The organism is Nocardia sp. CA-084685, from assembly GCF_050955785.1.
In the GTDB taxonomy this organism is placed as follows: domain Bacteria; phylum Actinomycetota; class Actinomycetes; order Mycobacteriales; family Mycobacteriaceae; genus Nocardia.
The window spans coordinates 131,125-149,155 of sequence record NZ_CP192095.1 but is presented as its reverse complement, the minus strand read 5'-3'; the positions used below and the strand labels follow the sequence as shown (position 1 = coordinate 149,155).

At 64.1% G+C, this 18,031-nt stretch carries 24 protein-coding genes; 23 read left to right on the top strand and 1 reads right to left on the bottom strand.

Annotated features, from left to right (window positions below; genetic code table 11):
- Nucleotides 1-95 precede the first annotated feature (95 nt).
- The 23 genes from ACQP2U_RS42845 (at nucleotide 96) to ACQP2U_RS42735 (ending at nucleotide 16,961) form a co-directional block, all read left to right on the top strand.
- Nucleotides 96-350 (top strand): hypothetical protein, encoded by a 255-nt coding sequence (locus ACQP2U_RS42845; RefSeq protein WP_433717159.1) that lies wholly within the window; start codon nucleotides 96-98, stop codon nucleotides 348-350.
- A 122-nt stretch (nucleotides 351-472) separates the two neighbouring features.
- Entirely contained in the window at nucleotides 473-661 is a 189-nt protein-coding gene (locus ACQP2U_RS42840; RefSeq protein WP_433717157.1) for a hypothetical protein, read from the top strand.
- Nucleotides 658-1,203, top strand: coding sequence for a hypothetical protein (locus ACQP2U_RS42835; protein ID WP_433717155.1), 546 nt, complete (start codon nucleotides 658-660; stop codon nucleotides 1,201-1,203). Before ACQP2U_RS42840 ends, ACQP2U_RS42835 begins: the two co-directional genes overlap by 4 nt.
- A gap of 88 nt (nucleotides 1,204-1,291) precedes the next feature.
- Nucleotides 1,292-1,477 (top strand): hypothetical protein, encoded by a 186-nt coding sequence (locus ACQP2U_RS42830; RefSeq protein WP_433717153.1) that lies wholly within the window; start codon nucleotides 1,292-1,294, stop codon nucleotides 1,475-1,477.
- Nucleotides 1,474-2,028 carry a DNA-directed RNA polymerase subunit beta gene (locus ACQP2U_RS42825; protein WP_433717151.1) on the top strand — a complete coding sequence of 185 codons (555 nt, stop codon included), beginning with the start codon at nucleotides 1,474-1,476 and terminating at the stop codon, nucleotides 2,026-2,028. The genes ACQP2U_RS42830 and ACQP2U_RS42825 overlap by 4 nt, the downstream gene beginning before the upstream one ends.
- 46 nt (nucleotides 2,029-2,074) lie before the next feature.
- Nucleotides 2,075-2,602: a hypothetical protein gene (locus ACQP2U_RS42820; RefSeq protein WP_433717150.1), complete on the top strand. Its 528-nt coding sequence runs from the start codon at nucleotides 2,075-2,077 to the stop codon at nucleotides 2,600-2,602.
- Nucleotides 2,603-2,607: 5 nt separating this feature from the next.
- The gene (locus ACQP2U_RS42815) at nucleotides 2,608-3,411 is read left to right on the top strand and encodes an SAM-dependent methyltransferase (protein WP_433717148.1); all 804 of its coding nucleotides are present in this window, start codon (nucleotides 2,608-2,610) and stop codon (nucleotides 3,409-3,411) included.
- A gap of 184 nt (nucleotides 3,412-3,595) precedes the next feature.
- Nucleotides 3,596-4,390 carry a hypothetical protein gene (locus ACQP2U_RS42810; protein WP_433717146.1) on the top strand — a complete coding sequence of 265 codons (795 nt, stop codon included), beginning with the start codon at nucleotides 3,596-3,598 and terminating at the stop codon, nucleotides 4,388-4,390.
- A 95-nt stretch (nucleotides 4,391-4,485) separates the two neighbouring features.
- Nucleotides 4,486-4,704, top strand: a complete 219-nt coding sequence (locus tag ACQP2U_RS42805) for a cold-shock protein (RefSeq protein ID WP_433717144.1) — start codon at nucleotides 4,486-4,488, stop codon at nucleotides 4,702-4,704.
- 207 nt (nucleotides 4,705-4,911) lie between these two features.
- Entirely contained in the window at nucleotides 4,912-6,138 is a 1,227-nt protein-coding gene (locus ACQP2U_RS42800; protein ID WP_433717142.1) for a helix-turn-helix domain-containing protein, read from the top strand.
- Entirely contained in the window at nucleotides 6,135-7,028 is an 894-nt protein-coding gene (locus ACQP2U_RS42795; protein WP_433717140.1) for a phosphotransferase enzyme family protein, read from the top strand. The genes ACQP2U_RS42800 and ACQP2U_RS42795 overlap by 4 nt, the downstream gene beginning before the upstream one ends.
- A gap of 291 nt (nucleotides 7,029-7,319) precedes the next feature.
- Nucleotides 7,320-7,706, top strand: a complete 387-nt coding sequence (locus ACQP2U_RS42790) for a hypothetical protein (RefSeq protein WP_433717138.1) — start codon at nucleotides 7,320-7,322, stop codon at nucleotides 7,704-7,706.
- Entirely contained in the window at nucleotides 7,703-8,167 is a 465-nt protein-coding gene (locus ACQP2U_RS42785) for a hypothetical protein (protein ID WP_433717136.1), read from the top strand. Before ACQP2U_RS42790 ends, ACQP2U_RS42785 begins: the two co-directional genes overlap by 4 nt.
- Before the next feature lie 146 nt (nucleotides 8,168-8,313).
- Nucleotides 8,314-9,588 (top strand): cytochrome P450, encoded by a 1,275-nt coding sequence (locus ACQP2U_RS42780; RefSeq protein WP_433717134.1) that lies wholly within the window; start codon nucleotides 8,314-8,316, stop codon nucleotides 9,586-9,588.
- Nucleotides 9,589-9,603: 15 nt separating this feature from the next.
- Nucleotides 9,604-10,878: a cytochrome P450 gene (locus tag ACQP2U_RS42775; protein WP_433717415.1), complete on the top strand. Its 1,275-nt coding sequence runs from the start codon at nucleotides 9,604-9,606 to the stop codon at nucleotides 10,876-10,878.
- Nucleotides 10,875-11,384, top strand: coding sequence for a hypothetical protein (locus ACQP2U_RS42770; protein WP_433717132.1), 510 nt, complete (start codon nucleotides 10,875-10,877; stop codon nucleotides 11,382-11,384). The genes ACQP2U_RS42775 and ACQP2U_RS42770 overlap by 4 nt, the downstream gene beginning before the upstream one ends.
- Nucleotides 11,385-11,536: 152 nt before the next feature.
- On the top strand, nucleotides 11,537-13,351 hold the full coding sequence (locus tag ACQP2U_RS42765) for an acyl-CoA dehydrogenase family protein (RefSeq protein WP_433717130.1): 1,815 nt from the start codon (nucleotides 11,537-11,539) through the stop codon (nucleotides 13,349-13,351).
- Between the two features lie 160 nt (nucleotides 13,352-13,511).
- On the top strand, nucleotides 13,512-14,084 hold the full coding sequence (locus ACQP2U_RS42760; protein WP_433717128.1) for a hypothetical protein: 573 nt from the start codon (nucleotides 13,512-13,514) through the stop codon (nucleotides 14,082-14,084).
- A complete protein-coding gene (locus ACQP2U_RS42755; protein ID WP_433717126.1) occupies nucleotides 14,084-14,338 on the top strand; it encodes a hypothetical protein in 255 nt (84 codons plus the stop codon). The genes ACQP2U_RS42760 and ACQP2U_RS42755 overlap by 1 nt, the downstream gene beginning before the upstream one ends.
- The gene (locus ACQP2U_RS42750) at nucleotides 14,335-14,517 is read left to right on the top strand and encodes a hypothetical protein (protein ID WP_433717124.1); all 183 of its coding nucleotides are present in this window, start codon (nucleotides 14,335-14,337) and stop codon (nucleotides 14,515-14,517) included. Before ACQP2U_RS42755 ends, ACQP2U_RS42750 begins: the two co-directional genes overlap by 4 nt.
- A gap of 412 nt (nucleotides 14,518-14,929) precedes the next feature.
- Complete coding sequence (locus tag ACQP2U_RS42745; protein WP_433717122.1) at nucleotides 14,930-15,139, top strand: hypothetical protein; 210 nt, start codon at nucleotides 14,930-14,932, stop codon at nucleotides 15,137-15,139.
- A gap of 1 nt (nucleotide 15,140) precedes the next feature.
- Nucleotides 15,141-16,220 carry an alpha/beta hydrolase gene (locus ACQP2U_RS42740; RefSeq protein WP_433717120.1) on the top strand — a complete coding sequence of 360 codons (1,080 nt, stop codon included), beginning with the start codon at nucleotides 15,141-15,143 and terminating at the stop codon, nucleotides 16,218-16,220.
- A gap of 201 nt (nucleotides 16,221-16,421) precedes the next feature.
- Complete coding sequence (locus ACQP2U_RS42735; RefSeq protein WP_433717118.1) at nucleotides 16,422-16,961, top strand: hypothetical protein; 540 nt, start codon at nucleotides 16,422-16,424, stop codon at nucleotides 16,959-16,961.
- A gap of 612 nt (nucleotides 16,962-17,573) precedes the next feature.
- On the opposite strand, the gene ACQP2U_RS42730 is transcribed toward ACQP2U_RS42735, so the two are convergent.
- Entirely contained in the window at nucleotides 17,574-17,966 is a 393-nt protein-coding gene (locus ACQP2U_RS42730) for a hypothetical protein (protein ID WP_433717116.1), read from the bottom strand.
- Between the last annotated feature and the right edge of the window lie 65 nt (nucleotides 17,967-18,031).

Here is an 18,031-nt window from a genome sequence, read left to right as displayed (position 1 = left end):
CACCGATGCGGAGTGCGTTGGCGCTCCGCGCATCTGGACGCCAAGGGGCAAACATGGCAAGCGAGAGCGACGCACTCCGAGCCCGAGGTGCGTTGATGCAGCACAACGACGGCAGTCTTTCTATCGCTCAGGCGCGCGTTCTCAGGGCGCTGCGCTGCGGCGGAATGCTCACCAACCGGCAGATAGAAGCGTCGGCGGGTCTGGCGAAGTGGATGACCCGGCGAACGATTGCCGATCTGACTCGCCGGGATCTGATCTTCGCCGGGCTGCTACGAGATCACCCGATTGGGCCAAACACGTTGGCGGCCAAGTCCCCCGACTTCGGACGACTGGAGCCGCGACATGGGTGAGCTAGAGGATGACCGACCGATCTTTGGGAATGGCCCGAGTGCAGGCGCTATCTGGCCGCGCACGCCTACGTCTCAGCCGGTTTAGGCGACTGAGTGTGCGCGGAAAGGAAGGTCACACCGACATGCAGCTACACGTGACCGTCGAGTTTCCGGCTCTGCCGCCGCTGCACTTCCGCGCCGAAGAATCCGCTGCCCGAGCCTTTCTGATCGACATGGCGCGCTGGCACAGCCGGGCTGTGGTCCGGCTGGACCCGGCGGTATCAGCAGGGATGCACCTGCTGCCGTGTCACCGACTTTTCGAGGAATCATGACCATCAGCTGGGATGTGACGGTGGGCCGCGAGTCTGCCCTGTTCCCTGGAGACCGGAGCGCGGTATCTCATGGGGGTGCGGAGATGCGTCGCCTGAAGATTCGGCGCGTGGACTTGGCTATTCGCCGTAGCGATAACTATCGGCACTTGTGCAGGTTGGACTCGTTTGTTCGGCCAGAAAGTGCGTGCATCTTCATGCGCATCGGCGCGGCTGGCGCGGTCGTGGTGCCTCCGCAACTCGGCAATCTTGTGCGTCAGAAACTGGGGCGCTGCTGCCCAGTAGTTGTGGGCAAGGGCAGCGATCGCCGAATGCGGTGGACGCTGCTGACCAGTCCTGGAGCCGACGAACTGGTCTCGGACTTCGCGATCTTCGCGATGTTGTGTGCGGTTGATGCCCGAATCCCGTCCAACGGTGAAGAGATTCAGCTGCCTGATCCGAGGGACTTGGGCCCTCGCTGGCTGGACGGTATGCCAACCAGCGACTACCGGCCGTCACCAACTGCGGTGATCGACGCAATCCGTGCATTCAGACGAGTGCGGTGAGCGCCGATGGTCCGCCGATCGTCGTGAACACAGCCACTGATTCTTGAAACGTTTTGCACACCAACCACATCGGAGATGAGGCAAGCCAATGACCGTCACCGACTTGAGGCCGGAGATCGCCGAGGAGCTAAGCAAAGAAGCCGAACTCAGCGACGGAGGCGAGATGTCGGACACGGTGCTCGCCGACTTGGTTGCGAAGTGCCTGATCTCTGCCACCGACGTCAACGTGCCTCGCGGAGACTCGCGCGGGCGATTGGAGGGGACCACATCATGACTATTGCCGACGTCAGCACGATACTGCCGAACCCGGATGACTCACTGAGTTCTTGGTGTAGGCACTACCGCGCAAGGTGTGGAATTGATGCCTGGATGCAACCAGAACTCAAGAGCATCATCGTCCTCGCCAGCAACTCACTCGGAGCGGTCACGATGCCCGCCGAGTTGGGCGCTCAAGTCAAGATTCATTTGCTGCGCCTGGGGGTGCGTCTCGGCCCGATCATCTCCCACCCACGCTCGTCGCGGTGGACATTCCTCATTCGCCCGGACATCCCAACCGACACAGCGACTTCCGCGCGTCTGTTTCGGATCCATGTGTCAGTGGCGCGGTCCGGCGCGCAGATCACGTTGCCGTCTCCCGAACGGCGCCGCAGCGATCTCGGGTTCCGGTGCTGGTCATGCGCACCAGAGGGCGACTACCGGCCGTCGGGGATGGTCGTGCTCAACGCGGTCGACGCCCTGCGCGGGCCATGGCCGACGCCCGCGGTCTGTAGACGCGGTTTGACAGCGCGGCGCGCGCCCAACCACACGATTCCGCAATGCCATTGAGTAGCAACAGCTTTCCCCTTAAGACGCATTTGGTTAGGAGTCCCTAGTGACCGTGATGAGCGAAATACGGCCAGTATTGCCGGGCTGGACGCAATTGACAGTGGCGGTGTGGGCCCGCGACCCAGATGACGATCACGATGATCATCCGGTTCTGGCGGCCGCGCGTGCGATGGCCCAGATCTATCAACAATGGGACGGCGACGAGGCTACCGAGCCAGATGTCGATGCCCGGTGCGCGAGGTTCGTCTCCGATGTCAACCTCTGGACCAGCGGGCACGGCTACAACATCGAACGCGTCGGTGGGCTGGTGACCAGAGTTGTCAAAACACTGGTGTTCTCACAGCGCTGGCTGCGCACTGAAACCACCCAGTGTGAAAGCGATCTGGCACTACCTGCTCTCGCAGATGCCTGGGAAGAACTGGTCGAGGCCCTCGAATCCAATCGGGCCAACCAGTTAGGGAGTGGCAGCCACGTTCGACCGCGATCGCCGCGGTCGTCCACGTCGGCATCACTGAATAGGGGGGCTGTACTGAGCCTGGTCACCTCACGTGCTGTGAACGCCAGGGGCAGGTGAACAGCATGCCGACCGGTGACATCGCCTGGCGGGTGGGGGATCAGTCGCGAGCCCACAGCAGCCGGGTCCAGGATCGGATGTTGGGCGGCAAGGACAACTACGCGTGTGACGCGAAGTTGGCTGATGCCCTTCAGGTCGAATGTCCCGGATTCGCAAAGGTTGTCGCAGAAGCCCGCGCATTCTTGCTGCGGGCGAGCCGATATGCAGCCGTCGAGGCGGGGGTGTGTCAGTTCCTCGAACTGGGCTGCGGGTACTCCTGCCCGCCGAACGTGCACGAGGTTGTGACGGCCGCGGTCTCTGATGCGCGGACGGTGTATGTCGACAGCGATCCGACCGTCGTGGCGAATCAGCGGGTGATGTTGCACAAGAACCCCCATGCATCCATTGTGTGGGCTGATTTCACCGACATCGGCAGTCTCCTGAACAAACTTGAGTCCAGGATCAATCTGGATGAGCCGGTCGCGGTTTCCCTGTCGCTCGTACTCGAACTCGTCGCTGATCCCACCGCGGTCGTCGAGGGGCTGGTGGGCGCGTTGGCGGCGGGATCGCACGTGGTGATCAGCCACCTCAGTGGCGACGCTGATCTGGCTGTCCGTGCCGCCGAGATCTACGGCTCGCACGGAATCCAGCTGCGTCCACGCACCTATACCGATGTTGAGGACCTGGTAGCGGACTGTGCTCTCGTCGACCCTGGGATCGTTCCGCCCCGCGATTGGCACCCCCATGCCGTGGACGTCAGCGGCGTGCCTCGGCGGCCCGCCAATGCGCCGTCGCAGGCCTGTTATGCGGTGGTCGGGAAAGTCGGATGAATCATCGCGATGAGCGCAGCCCGCGGATGCGCTCATCGCGCGGCTGTCGGTGGCAAATAAGCGGCAGCGACTCGGATCCGCCGCGAACCGTCGAAGTCGCAAGAGCGGCCACAGAGTCGCCGAGTCCGTATGAACTGAAATTGTCTGTGCGCCAACCTAACTCATGAATTGGAGAGATCGGCTGATGACCAGTCAGACCGTGCCGGTGACCGATATCGCAGCACGAATGCTGCAGCTCGCGCGCGAGGTGTTCGACAGCGACCTTTCCGCGGCCTTCGTCGCCGAATCCGAAGTATCGAACACCGGCATCGACATTGTGGTGATCCTCGATAGCTGCGATCTCGCCCACGAACGACTCTGGGCACATCAGATTCGCCAGCTCTACCGAGATGCTGGCCGCCCCTTCGACGGACAGTGCGGCGACATCTTCGATCGCACGACCCTCGACGGGCTACTCGCGTTCACCGAATCCTGCCGTGACGCGCTGCCGGGAATTCGAACGTCGGCCTGCGCGGGCTGCCCGCTGTCGGCGTTCCGTCGCGGTGATGCCGTGTTCAGCAAGCTCGCGGGCCCCAAGATGGCCGTCGATGACCCCTGCCGCGTTCTCGACCAGCTCACCGAACGCGCGACCATTTTCCAGGCTCGGTCCCTGAACCCGTCTGACCGCGAGCATCCGGGCAAGCCGTCGCTGCCGTGGGGGAGCCACCAAGCCCACATCGACCGCATCTGGACCCGTCGCCGACACAGCGGTCCGGACTGGACATCCACACCGAGCGGAATCGGACTCCACCGCTGGTTCGGCCCGGTCCTTATCCACCACGGTCGAGCCTTCGACGGCCCGCCGATCCTGTCAGATATCGGCGCCTCGGATACCTGCCCGATCACAGATATCTCGAGCGAGCTCTATCCGCGGGTGGCCGCTCAATGTCTGGCGACACCGTCACAACCGCCGAGGCCACGCTCACAGCCCAACGGTTGACAGATCCCAGCGCGAGCCTCGGGTGCCACCAGAGGCGGAGCCGAATGGCTTTGGCACAGAACAGAGTACGCACTCGATACCAATAGGACGTTTCGATGACGAGATCTTCGAGGCCACAAACCGGCACTGTGATCTTCTTCAGCAAACAAGGATTCGGGTTCATCAAGGTCGATGATGGCGGCCCAGATATCTACGTGCACTACACGGCGATCCAAAGTGATGGGGGGGACCTCGAGTCGGGGCAACGCGTCGAGTTTGCAGTCGGCATGGGAGACAAAGGTCTGCTTGCCCAAGACGTCCGAGTCATCGACTGAACCCATGGCTGTCATGCACAATTCGCGCCCGAGCCCCTGGCTGCGCACTGGGTCGCCGATGCTGCCATCGGCCCTCCAGTCCCCTTGTGGCGCAGCCGACTTTAGTGCGATCACAGAGCAAGTGCACCAGCGGCGGTGCCGAGACCTCCATCGCCGCCCCGCTGCCACCGATGGCTGTTGCTCGGTTGGGGCGGTCGGGGGAGCCAGGTGAGCGGCGCACGCGGGTTCGGCGCCGAATTGAGGAACCGGCGGGAACAACGCAGACTTCCGCTCAAACAACTCGCCACGCTCACGAACTACGCAGCCACCCATATTGCAGCTATCGAGCGCGGAGAGCGCCACCCGCCGCAGGACCTCGCGGCAAGTCTGGATGCTGTTCTTCAAGCCGACGGAGCCCTACTCGCGCTCGCAGTAACCGAGGCCTTGCAGCGTCGCCTCGACACAGCCGCACACGAGTCGACCGCACTGGCGCGGTTGGCGCGCGAGGAACCCGTCAGCGGGCTCTCGCGCGACCGATTGGCGCGCGAACTGGCCTCGATTGCGCAGAATTACGTTCACCAGCCACCGATTCCGCTGTTGAATGATCTGATTCGAGTGCGCGACCGGATCCAGCAGTCTCTGCAGCTGGGCCCTCGCCCGGAACGAGCGCGTGATCTCTACTTGCTCGGCGCCGTCGCCGTTCAGCTCCTCGGGGAGATCACCGACGATCTCGCAGGCAACTCCGCAGCCGCCCTACAGCACGTCGCCGCCGCGCAATCGCTGGCGAAGGACGCCGGCCATCCCGGACTTGAGGCATGGATCGCCGGTACACGCGCGTTGATAGTCGAATGGTCGCCCGAGCCCCACCACGCACTCGAAATCCTCGAACACGCCACCAGATTGTCGCCACCCGGTGACCACCGGATCCGGCTCTACGCATTGCAGGCGCGGTGCGCCGCACGCGTCGGCGACGCCGACCTCGCCCACACCGCCGCAGACAACGCCGTGCGTGCCGCCGAAGAGACGGCAGGCGTCGTCGACGAGGTGAACGCTTTCGGTGGCGCTCTGACCTTCCCGCTACCGAAGCTGTCCTCCTATGTGGGCAGTGCGATGCGGCGCATCGGTGATCATCGGCGCGCCGAACAGTGGGCGTTGGAAGCGATCACCGGCTACGCAACCGGGCCCGCGGACCAACGCTCCTACGGCGATGAAGCCCTGGCCCGCATCGATGTCGGTCTGGCCCGCATAGCGGGCGGCGACATCGACGGAGCCGACGACATTCTCACACCCGTGCTCGAACTTCCCCCTGAGCAACGCATCTGCCCCATCATGGAGGGGATGCGTACTGTCACCGCCGCCCTGCAGATCCACCCCCACGCCGACGCCCCAGTCGCGAAGAACCTCGCCGAGACCATCACCGCCTACGCCGCACGCCAGAGCTTGGTGCCGCGATGACCGGTCCCTTCGCAGGCCGCGAGACACTGATCGCCGCCTGCGAGCTTGCGGGGCTCAACGCCGCTGGCGCGCACCTGATTCGCGCTCACTCCAACAGCGTCTGGCTGCTACCGAGCGAGTCGGCTGTGGTCCGCATCGGCCACAACGAACACAAGGGCCTGCGGTCACGAGCATCACTGACCCTGGTGCGATGGCTCGCCGCTCACCAGGTGCCGGTGACCGAGCCGCTGCTCGACGAGGCCATCGACATCGGCACCACCACCGTCACCTTCTGGCACTACTACCCCCAAGAGTCGCGAGGTGAACCACCGATGAAGGCGTTGGGCACCATCCTGGCGCAGCTGCACGCACTACCCGCGCCACCGGTCGACCTGCCCGACTACCCGCCGCTAGAGGGATTCACCGCGACCCTGGCCAACCCCGAATTCCAGCGGGCACTGACCCACGACGATCTCGACTGGCTGAACGCCCGCGCACACGACCTACTCGACCGCTACCGCCGCTTCGACTCCCGCCTCGGCTACGGCCTGATCCACGCCGACGCCTACGTAGGCAACTGCTTGTGGGACGGCGACCGTGTAATCCTCGGTGACTGGGACGAGGCATGTTGGGGCCCAAGGGAGTTGGACCTCAATAACAGCTGCCACGACTTGCGATTCGGCAGCAGCGAAGACGATCTCGCCGAGTTCTTCGCCGCCTATGGCCTCAGCTTGGCCGACTACCGCGGCTGGGATGGAGCTGAGGTTCTATTCCAGATGCGTGACCTGCACACCCTCACCGGCTATATCCGCCGGGCAGCCCACGGAGACCTCCTCGCGGATGATCAATTGCAGTACCGCATCCGCAGTTTGCGGCACCCGAGCACACCCGCACTCTGGCATTCCCTGTGAATCGGGCGTGTCGCTCGAAGAGCGCGACCAACATCCTGGCTATCGCTGGGGCAGGAATCATTTTCCGGCGGTGACCTGCGTGCCCAGCAACTGGACAAGTGATAGGGTTCGTCGGCCTATTGTGCAGCAGCGTCAACCGCGCTGAAAATGCTTATGGCATAAGGCATTTCCGGGATTCCAGTCGGGACACATTTCACTTACCCCTCACCGAGCGATGCCCTCGACGCGGTTCTCCGTGCGGTCGAACGGCATTGCGCGGCGATGCCCTATGCCCTGAGCAAGGGAGGTCCGATGAATTCACCGCTGTATCTGTGCCCAGCGGACAAGCGGGATCTGCTGGCGGCGCAAGCCTGTGCGACACCACCTCAGGAGAACCTGACCGACGCCGAAGCGCAGTTCATCCGGAGCGTGCACGCGGGCCACGGCAGCAACTGCCTGCAAGCTCATGCCCGCGCCGGGCAACAGCCGGGCGGTGCTACCGATAGCGTCGAGATCGACGCCCCTGCGACAGGATTCATCGACCAATCAGCGCTACAGCCAGTTCAGGGTGCCCCGCAGGCTCACTTGTCACCTGGCAATTCCGCAACGAAAACTGTCGCGCTCACGCTGTCTGCGAGGACCGTGCGGCTGGGAAACCTTGCAGGACAGTCGGTTTCGGCGCTCGCGGGGACCTCATGACCAGCACCGACAGAGTCTCGGCCAAGTGGTGGCCCAACGCAGGTGAGCTGATAGCCGCTGTTCGCGGCGCCCTGCTCGGCGCCGGTGGTCAATCGACGCATCCAGTGCTGAGCCTGGTGTGTGATCTGACGCTGATGTACCGCGATCACGGCGAGATCATCCAGCGGTGCGCTGCCCCGCCCGCACTGCTGGGGCTCGAGCAGGCCCGGGACATCCATACCGCCGCTGCCGCAGCGGATTTCCGCTTCGCCAAACGGTTCGACCAGCTCGCAGCACATGCGTTCGACCTCGGGCAATCAAGGCCAGGGCTGCTCGCCGCCAGGATCGTGTACTGGGTGGTCAACGCTGAGCCCGCCACCGTCCATCACTTTCTGGCCGCCACCCTCGCCTACGACCAGTGGCTCGATCGTGTCTCGACCCCCGCGCTCGCTGGCCAGCCTGTCGAAGCGGCCTATACCTGACGCGGCGACATAACCCGGTCCGTGCTAGCGCGCGCAGCTTCAACAGGGCAGACACGCCTCAATCAAGTCGGGGATCTCCGACGCCCTCATGCCTTTCGCAGGAGACGCGCGCCTTGTCCCCATGATCAACGTTTGGAGTATGACGCTTGACCGCCTCACCCCCTGAGCCCCAGCAGCAGACGGAATGGCCTATCACCACGGCTGCCAACCACGGACTGCCTGTCGACACCTCCTTGCCCCAGGTCGCGATATACGAGCCGGAATTCGCAGCCGACCCGCCCGCCGCGTACCGGGAAATGCGGCAGCGCTTCGGGTCTCTGGTCCCAGTGGACATCGGGGCACCAGCCACCCTGGTCACCAGTTACCGCGATGCACTGGAGATCCTCACCCACGAGGAGCGGTATCCAACTGATCCGACGACTTGGGCGCAGCAGGTGTCTCCCGGCTGCCCTGCCCTGCCGATCCTGGGCCCGCGCCCGGACGCACTACACACCTCGGGAGCCACACGCGCGAGGTACCGGCTCGCCATCAGCGAAACCCTTGCCGAGGTCAATCAATTCGCTCTAGAGGACACGGTCAAACGTGTCGCGGTCGCGCTGATCAACCGCTTCTGTGGCGGGGATTCAGCGGATCTGCTGGGCCAGTTCGCGCGACCGCTGGTTGTCGAAGTGGTTCATGAGGTTCTGGGCCTGTCACCGGAGGCGGGACAGCACGCATTGAACGCGATCATGACGCTGCGAGCTACTGATCCCGCGTCGGTGAAAATAGGCAACCGCATGCTCGAAGAGGCGATGAGCGACACCATCTCGGCCAAGCGGGCCGCGCCAGGCGTGGATGTCACGTCGTGGCTGCTGAAGCATCGGTCGGGACTATCGATCGACGAGGTCATCTGCCAGCTGGCGATGCTGTACCGGTTCACCGAGCCGACGTGGAACCTGATCGCCAACGCTGTGCTGCGGGCGATGACCGACGAACCGTTCGGCGACGACGCTGTCGGTGGCGCACTGTCGCCGCAGGAAGCGATCGAGGAAGTGCTCTACAGCGATCCGCCGCTGGCGATCGCGTTCGCGCGCTTCCCGCTCCAGATGCAGATCCTTGACGGCGGCACGGTGCACGAGCACGAACCGATACTGGTCGGCCTGGCGGCGTGCAACAGCGATCCCGCTGCGGTGGGCAAGGAACGCACGGGTCGCGGCAACCGCGCGCACCTGTCGTTCGGTGCGGGAGCACAACGATGCCCGGCAGAGTCGCTGGCGACGCTGATCGCGCGCGAGGCCCTCGCTCAACTGTGGGACGCACTACCCGATATCGAGCTGGCCGTCCCCGCCGAGAGCCTGGAGCGGGTGGCGAACCCCTTCCTCAGCGCCGTCGTCGCGCTACCGGTCAGGTTCCGCCCCTGCCCCCAGCTCGAGCTTCCATAGGAGACCCCTGCCGTGATGCAGAACATCCCTCCGGCTGCTGCTGCCCCTGCGCGGGCAGCTTGGGTACCGATCGAACAGGTCGGTCCCCGAATCCTGCTGCATACCCCCGAGTTCGCGAAAGACCCGCACGCCGCCTACCGGGAGATGCGGAAGGAGAAGTACGGGTCGCTGGTACCAGTCGAACTCGCGCCAGGCGTCCCCGCGACGCTGGTGATCGGCTACCACACCGCAAGGCGGATCCTCACCGATCCCGAACACTTTCCCGCCGACCCCCGCGGATGGCAGGACACCATTCCTGCCGACAGCCCGGTTAAGCCGATGTTGGAGTGGCGACCCAACGCATTACGCAGCGCAGGCCTCGCGCATGCTCGCTATCGCGGTGCCAACACCGGTGGACTCGACGGCGTCGACCCGCACCGCCTGCGCGATCAGGTGATCGCCACCACCACTCCGTTGATCAATAAGTTCTGTCGCGCCGGAAAAGCCGATGTCATCGTCGACTACGCGCGGCCGCTCTGCTTCTCAGTGATGAACACGATGCTGGGCTGCACCGATGACGTCGGAAACGATGTCGCCTGGGCACTGGCGAGGATGTTCGACTCCACCACCGACACCGACAAAGTCAACCAGGTACTGGTCCAAGCGCTGGGCGGTCACATCGCGGACAAGCGGGCCCACCCCGGTGACGACATCACCACTCGGCTGCTCGCCCATCACTCCAGGTTGTCCGACGAGGAACTCATCAACCAGCTGGTCACCCTCTACGCCGCGGGGATCGAGCCCATGGTGAATCTGATCACCAACACAGTGCTGCTGATGGTGACCGAGGACCGGTTCCTCACCAGCCGCGAGTCGTTCGGCACCCCGATCAAGGATGCGATCGGCGAGATCTTGGTGAAAGACCCGCCGATAACGAACCTCTGCCTGAGTTACCCGCCGCAACCCATCGTGGTCGACGGCATCTGGCTCCCGGCGCATCAGCCTGTCGTCATCAGCATGGCCGCCTGCAACAACGATCCCACCGTCAACAACACCGACCAGTTCTTCGAGGCCGACTGGCATCTGGCCTTCGGCGCCGGCCCACACGCGTGTTTCCCATCGGCACAAGTTTTGGCACGCATGATCGCGCACACCGCCATCGAACGACTGCTCGACGCGCTACCCGACCTGGTACCGGCCCGCCCGAAAGAGCAACTCATCTGGCGTCCCGGACCGTTCCATCGCGCCCTGGCCGCATTCCCGGTCGTGTTCAATCCCGCTCCGCCACTGCCCATCGAAGGACACCGATGACCATCGACGTACTGCGCCCGCCAGCCCTCGACCGCGATGGCATGGAGGTCCCTCACCGTTTCCTCGACACCTACTGGCGCTCGTTCATCGACCACCACCGCAGCAGCGGAACCCCAACTCCGCTGCAGCTGCAGGCTCTTGATGACGACCCGTGTTTCTATCTGGAGTTCTTCGACGAGCAGCTGGCTGCCGCGTGCCGGGTGTGGAATCCGGAGCAGGCGGTGGTGTTGACGCTGACGCTGTGTGACGTCATCGACACACCCGTCGCACGGTTCGACCACCGGTGGTGGCCCCACCCCGGTGCCGCCATGGCGACGAGGGTCCGTGCCGGTGCCATGGTGGCGCACCACGCCGAACGGTGGCGCGCTGATTGGAACGTATTGGCCAGGGTGTGCGAATCCTGGCGTCCCCCAGAGGCTTTCGCCGTACTCGGTGCCATCACCCGGCACCGCGCAGTCGCCCGCGACGGGGTCTCAGCCCTCCAAGCCGTCGGTCTCTGGCCCTGATCACACAGACCCGGCGGCACGACGTTTTCGGCCTACCGATGACATTCCCCGGATCCGAACTCACACGAAAGGCGTCGCAACCCAACATGATTCGGCGGCGCGCCGCGGTTACAGCCGAGGGCGCGTCGCCTGGCGAGAAGGCGAGCACCCACATGACCATCGATCTCACCACCACACGCGACCACGTCGGCAACGAACCTGCCATCGCCGCGTTGCGGACCGCGCTGTTCGGCCCGGACACCGTGCAACGGGCACGGGTCCGCGACGCGGTAACGGCAGTAGAGGACCTCCCGGTGTCGGGCCTGACCTATAACGAGCACGCAGCGCGCGGGCCGGTCAAGCTGCGCTCGGCGATCAAGGAGCTCGGCATACCGGTGCGGGCACTCGCTGCCGACCCCCAGCTGCGGGGTGTGTTCTGCGATGAGACCGCCGTCAGCGCGACCCACGTGCTGCCACTTCTTACCGGGGACATCGACCTGGTGACACAAGCGATTCTGACACTGGGAACCGGCACCCCGTATCAACAGCAGTGCCTCACCGATCTCGACGCCGGTGACGCGGTGGGGGTGTTTGCTTCGACCGAGCTCGGAGGCACCAACGGCGCCGACCACCGCAACCGGGCGATCTGGGATCCCGCGACGAACGGGTGCTGGATGCACACCCCCGACCTTCTCGCGGCGTACTCGATGCCGAATCTCGCCGACCCCGACGTGCCGAACATCGTGGTGGCCATCGCCCGCCTCTACGTACACGGCCAGGATCAGGGAGTCTTCGCTTTCCTGATACGCCTGCGGACCGCTGACGGCTTGGCTGAGGGAGTGGACATCGAGCCGTTGCCGGACAAAAACTTTTCGCCGATGGCTCACGCGATCATCCGGTTCCGCAATTACTGGGTCCCGAAAGACGCAGTGCTGGTAGGGGATTGGGCCCGCTTCACCGAGGACGGGCAATTCGAATGCGACATCGCTGACCCACGCAAACGCTTCCATCAAACCATCAGTGCACTGGGAGATGGTCGTCTCGACTTGGCGAACGCTTCGGTGGCCAGCGCTCGCGCCGCCCTGCACGGCGTACACAATTTCGCCCGGCAACGCCGACCAGGGTCGGGCACAGTGATGGCCGACCGTGATGCGGTACAAGACAACCTCGCGACCGGGCTGGCCGCGGTCTACAGCGCGAGCATCCTGGGCCGCCAGCTGCGCGACATGCGCGCGGCGACCACCAACAGCGACCCTGCGATGGGGTTGTGGTCGATGCTCGCCAAGACCGCGATGACACAGCTCGCGGAACGAGTGCTGCTGATGTGCCGGATGCGCACCGCCTCACACGGCGCGACCGTGCTCGCCCGCCTGGGCGCCTGGCACGAAAACATTTTCGGGGCCATGGTCGCGGAGGGGGAGACACAAGTCCTGCAGATCAAAGCAGGAAAGGCGCTATCGGGCGACGCCACCCCGCAGTTGCCAGGCACACCAGACGATCTGCCATGGCCGGTCGAACTTCTCATCCATCGGGAGCGGGCCATCGCCGAGGGCCTGCGCCGCGGAGATCTCACGGCGGCCGGGCCGGTCGTGGGCCCGGGCACGGCGGCCATCGCAATGACGGTCGCCGCCGGGGACCGGGCAATGGCGGTCGCCCCGATCATCGCCGCATCCACCACCACCGACCCCCTCGCGAAACACCTCCTCATCACCGTCGGTGAATCCTTCGCGCTCGGCCTCATCTACTACCTGCACAGCGGCTGGTACAACACCCACCCGGTCCGGGGCTGGAGCGAGCACAACGCATCGATCGAGGAAGCACTCGCCACGCGCCAGCGCTTCCTCATCGCCCACATACCGGACCTATGCGCAGCCCTCGACGTCCCCGACCTCCCCGGCTCACCGCTCAGCGGCGACAACTACCTCGCACCCTACGAGGAACTCACCGGCTGGACCCCCGACAGCTTCATCACCGCCACCACACCATGACCGCCGCCAGTCGGCCCGGCGGCCGCGCTGGTGGCTGATGGATGCGGCTGTGAGCAACGGCGCTCGCAACCGCACCCGCAGCTCGGAAGGAGCAAGCACCCATATGGACGCTGCAACAAGACGTCTCGAATCGCACCGTACTGAACCAGAAAGGACAGTCTTGCACCCGATCCCCGCCGTCGACTTCGACGACGCCGACAAACAACAACCGCACCGGCCGAGGCCGCCGATACTGCCGACGGTGATCGAACTGCACGCGGCGATGGCTGGCAGAGTGCCCGAGCAGCATCCAGCCCGCACCGTCCTGTTGGGCGCACGCATGCTGACCACAGTGACCAAGTGGGTCAACCCCGACAGCGTGGTCGTCGGCGGCGAGAACTATGACGACACCAGAGAATACGACCACGACTCCGCCGGATCGGAAGTCCTGGCAGAGATCGGCATCGCCGACATCTGCGACCCGATCCGGATCACCATCATCGACCGCATCAACCAGGCATCAGGAGGCTGGTACAACTACCGCATCGGTCACGCGATCGACGCTATCGCCCGCGCACACTGGGAGTGGCGGCGCGCGTGGCGCCCCGACACACGCGCCGTGCACGACCCACGCATCCAGCAGTGGATCACACGGGCTCGCCGCCAAGTCGTTGCCACGCAACGCGATTACCGCATGCTGGTCAACGGCCGCACCTGGATCGAAGGCCCCGAGCCGGAGCCGCGAGATCGGTGATGGCACAGAATCCGACCCCGTCACAGAAGCGAGTGGTGTCAGCGTTGGCCAAGGCTGGTCGCCCGCTGCGGGCAATCGATCTGCCAGGAGGTGACGATTTCCGGGTGCGCGGTGGGATCGTGAAGACCCTGAAATGGATGGCCCGCAACGACTTCGCTGTCGCAGTTGCGGCCGACGACGCGCGACAGACCGCCTACGCGTTGACCGAGACGGGTCTGCAGTGGCGCCGCGAGACCATAGGAACACAAACGTGACCGCCCGTGCACTGACCGCTGCCTGCGCGGTGCTCGCGGGTGCCGTGCTGATCGTAGCTGTGCGAGCGATGGGGCAATGGGTCCAAGGGCTGGATTGCAGCGGTGGGTACGGCGATATCGGCGCTTACGAGGAATTGCCGACGACTTCGCTGCAAACCGAGCGGTCGGGGCGGCAATGATGCGAACTCCAGTACGCCCCAACGCCGCATCGATCGTCGGCGAAGCTTGCGTCAAGGTTGTTCTCAGCGATCTTCAGGTCCAGCTCATTGAGGTCCTCACCGCTGCCGAGCATGGCCGTACAACGACCGAAATCGCAGCCGCCACCAGCTCGGCTCGCAGCCAGCCCGTGGTGCCAGGGCTCACCTCTTTGCAGGCGCGGCAACTCGTCGACGAGAGCACGAACTCGGAATCGGCGCGGGTGTGGACGCTCACCGCCATCGGTCGCGATGTCGGAGGCAAACTCTCGAGCGCACCGGTGCCAGAAAACGGATGGTGTTGATGGACAACGACAATCGGAATCCCCGATCCCCGGATTTCGATCCCACAGATACTGACTTCGGTCTTTCGTCCATCACCAAACGAGGACTTACGGTGTCCACACCCGCCCAGCCATCGATGCCGCAATGGCTGACCGAACCGGACGCCTCTGCGCGAAAGGCGCACCGCGGCAACGACGGTCGTCGATGGCCAGTGGTGGATGCCGTGGTGGCGGTGTGGTGGCTCGTTGTGATCCTCGCCGCGTGCTGGTGCGGGTTGCCGGTCGGTCGTGTCGAGGATCTCGACGACGGGACAGGAGGCTGACATGGCCAACGTGGCGGTGAACTTCTGTGCCGGAGCCTGGCGTGCCGTCTTGGTGGTGGGAGCCGCGATCACAGTTCTGTTGAGTTCGGTACCGGCTGTGGGCCACGCCGAACAACCCCGTTCCGAGTCCGCGAGCTGCGAGGCCACATCGTGGCCGGTGCCGCTGGGCGCGATGGGTGGCACGCTATGTCAGCCATCCCGCTCGACGGGCGCGATCGTGATCCTGCTTTCCGGTGCGGCAACCAGCTCCAGGTATTGGGATTGGCCGGTGCAGCCGCAGACCTACAGCTTCCGGCGGGCTTTGAATGCCGCTGGCTACGCGACGCTCGCTCTGGATCTGCTTGGCACCGGGACCAGCACGCGACCACCCAGCATGGCGGTAACCTCCACCCTCCAGGCTCAGGGCGTGCACGAGATCGTCACCGCGCTACGGAACGGCAGCGCCGGGCATCCCGAATTCCGGACGGTCATCGTCGGTGGGGTATCGCTAGGAGCTGGGGTTGCCGCGATGGCTGCGAGCACCTATCACGATGTCGATGGTGTTCTACTGCAAGGGTTTTCGCATTCGGTGAACCCACTCGAGACATTGCGGGCAGTGGCCACGTTCGTTCCGGCCTTCACCGATCCACGATTCTTCGACCTCGGCCTCGACCCGGGTTACCTGACGACCCGACCAGGCACCCGGGCAGCCAGTTTCGTAGGTCCGGACACTGACCCCGTCGTGCTCGGTGTCGACGATGCCGAGGTCGCCGACACCTTCAGCCCGGTGGAAATGGGCGACGGGCTCACCAGCACTATCCCGCCCCTGACCAGCAATATCGACGTTCCCGTCCTGATCGTCAATGGTGAACTGGACCTGCTGTGCGCGCGGGCGGTGTGTGCGTCGAATTCGAGCCTCACCGAAGCGGAACGACCTTATTTCGCGCCAGCAGCGCGGCTGCGAACCTTGGTAGTGCCGAAGGCAGGTCACGCGGTCACCGTTGCACCGAACGCCACACGGTTTCAAAACTGCACCGCGGCGTGGATCGATTGGGCGACAACGGCCCCAGTTGATGGTGGGTCGCTTGCCGCCTGTGCATGAGAAGCAGCTCGACGCGGAGCACGCGGACGTGTTTCGACGGCAGCGCGGGTTCAGGTCGGTCCGCGCCGCGCCGCGATCCACGCCGATGTCACAGCCGACATCCACCGCTATTCGCCAGCACCGATCCATTGACCAGCCACCCGAACAAGCCCACACCGCCAGGCCGCGCCGAACAGAAACGGGGACAGGTGGTCTGATGCGGTGCCGGTGGCCAGCAGCATCACAGAAAGTGAGATTGTGTTCCCAGGTAAACCACTGCCCGCCACCAGCACGGTGTTCATCGACGACGTATCAGGCCCCGCTGCGAACCTGACAATGGACTGGGATGTCATCGTCTTCAATAAACGCTGGCAGAGCGCCTTTACTGAGCTCACATCTGGGGTGAATGTCATCCAGTGGACGTTCTGCCACCCAGCCGCCCGCGAATCATTCCTCGATTGGGACACCGCCGCACAAGGCCTTCTTACCTGGTGGGTAGCCGGCATATCCAAACGCGGAGAAAGCGAACGCACCCGCAGTATTGCGCGGACATGCGTCGCTGTGAACCCGAGCTTTGAAAGAATGTGGGACGCCTTCGAAACCGAAGCCCTAGACAGATACCTCAAAGTCGAACTCCCGGGCGCTGAGAGTGCTCCCACAAAACTCTTGTTCGGCTTGACAACACAAGTCACAACAGTGGCTCCGGACTACTGCACGCTGGCCGGGTTCACCGTTCCACCAACCGCCCTACAGCGTGATTGATGCTCGTTAACAACCGGCGTGGGTGCGTTGTCAGCGACATGCATGGGGCATGCGATCGGATACCGCGGAATTGGCACTGCGTGTGCACAATTCTGCTGCGAGGCAAAGATTTCTACGGACCAGACACACATATCGGCTTGGTCTTGCAAAACGTCTGCCTTCAATTCCTGGCAGCCGTCGGCGCTGTCCGCTCGAATCGCATTGCTTCGCAAGGAAAGAAATGCGGTGCGTAAGTATGAAAGGAAGTGTAAGCAAATGATCAGTAAGTTTGTACGCTTCGGCGCAGCCGAAGTCGGCCTGGGATGCGGCAAGGCCAGCGGAACCTGACCGCCATGCGTCATCAGATATCGGGGTTTCTCCCGGCGGACCACCAATCCTGATCCTCAGCGACTGATCGATTCATTATCCAGCCACGACGTAGGCCCCCGGCGGGAAGCGGGGACCGCCGCCGGCTGCGGAATTTCTCGTAGGAGTAGGCGAAACATGCAGCACAGAAACCGTTTTCGGAAGTCTTTCAATGGACAGCGAACACCGAGGGCCGCCGGCCGCTGTGCGCAGACCACCTGCTCGCAGCATTCTGCCCTGCAGACGGTAGAGGTGGTGGTCGGTGCGTTAGCTGAGTGCGGGGTCGGGTGTGGTGTCGTCTTCGCTCCAGAATTGGGTTTCGGGTACGCCGACGGTGTGGGCGTACGCGATGGCTTCGGCACGCCCGTCCTTATCGCCGCGGGGGTAGGCGAAAACCTTGTGCGGGAAGATAACGAACATCGTGGCGTCGGTATGCATGTCCGCATACCAGCCCGGGGTGTCCAGTTGCGCAGCAAAGAATTCGGTGAGCAGGCCCGTGTCCTGTTCGCGGGCTTCGAAGTAGATGATGGTCCACACGGGGGGTTGGTCTTTGGTCGCGTCGTTGATCGCGACACGGTAGAGCCCGGTGATCGTGAGCGGGACGTCTTCGAGTCTCGCATCCACCTGGAGGCTTTCGGCAATGAGCACACCTTTGAGCATGGGGACGAGCCTAGAGTGCTCGAGCTGCTCTCAGCACAGATTGAATGTCAGGGTATCTCTGATGT

Coding starts and splice junctions, on each gene's coding strand:
- ACQP2U_RS42795 (WP_433717140.1), top strand. CDS start 6,135: ATGACCGGTCCCTTCGCAGGCCGCGAGACACTGATCGCCGCCTGCGAG.
- ACQP2U_RS42835 (WP_433717155.1), top strand. CDS start 658: ATGACCATCAGCTGGGATGTGACGGTGGGCCGCGAGTCTGCCCTGTTC.
- ACQP2U_RS42845 (WP_433717159.1), top strand. CDS start 96: ATGCAGCACAACGACGGCAGTCTTTCTATCGCTCAGGCGCGCGTTCTC.
- ACQP2U_RS42730 (WP_433717116.1), bottom strand. CDS start 17,966: ATGCTCAAAGGTGTGCTCATTGCCGAAAGCCTCCAGGTGGATGCGAGA.
- ACQP2U_RS42755 (WP_433717126.1), top strand. CDS start 14,084: ATGGCACAGAATCCGACCCCGTCACAGAAGCGAGTGGTGTCAGCGTTG.
- ACQP2U_RS42830 (WP_433717153.1), top strand. CDS start 1,292: ATGACCGTCACCGACTTGAGGCCGGAGATCGCCGAGGAGCTAAGCAAA.
- ACQP2U_RS42785 (WP_433717136.1), top strand. CDS start 7,703: ATGACCAGCACCGACAGAGTCTCGGCCAAGTGGTGGCCCAACGCAGGT.
- ACQP2U_RS42810 (WP_433717146.1), top strand. CDS start 3,596: ATGACCAGTCAGACCGTGCCGGTGACCGATATCGCAGCACGAATGCTG.
- ACQP2U_RS42765 (WP_433717130.1), top strand. CDS start 11,537: ATGACCATCGATCTCACCACCACACGCGACCACGTCGGCAACGAACCT.
- ACQP2U_RS42790 (WP_433717138.1), top strand. CDS start 7,320: ATGAATTCACCGCTGTATCTGTGCCCAGCGGACAAGCGGGATCTGCTG.
- ACQP2U_RS42775 (WP_433717415.1), top strand. CDS start 9,604: ATGCAGAACATCCCTCCGGCTGCTGCTGCCCCTGCGCGGGCAGCTTGG.
- ACQP2U_RS42770 (WP_433717132.1), top strand. CDS start 10,875: ATGACCATCGACGTACTGCGCCCGCCAGCCCTCGACCGCGATGGCATG.
- ACQP2U_RS42825 (WP_433717151.1), top strand. CDS start 1,474: ATGACTATTGCCGACGTCAGCACGATACTGCCGAACCCGGATGACTCA.
- ACQP2U_RS42840 (WP_433717157.1), top strand. CDS start 473: ATGCAGCTACACGTGACCGTCGAGTTTCCGGCTCTGCCGCCGCTGCAC.
- ACQP2U_RS42740 (WP_433717120.1), top strand. CDS start 15,141: ATGGCCAACGTGGCGGTGAACTTCTGTGCCGGAGCCTGGCGTGCCGTC.
- ACQP2U_RS42815 (WP_433717148.1), top strand. CDS start 2,608: ATGCCGACCGGTGACATCGCCTGGCGGGTGGGGGATCAGTCGCGAGCC.
- ACQP2U_RS42805 (WP_433717144.1), top strand. CDS start 4,486: ATGACGAGATCTTCGAGGCCACAAACCGGCACTGTGATCTTCTTCAGC.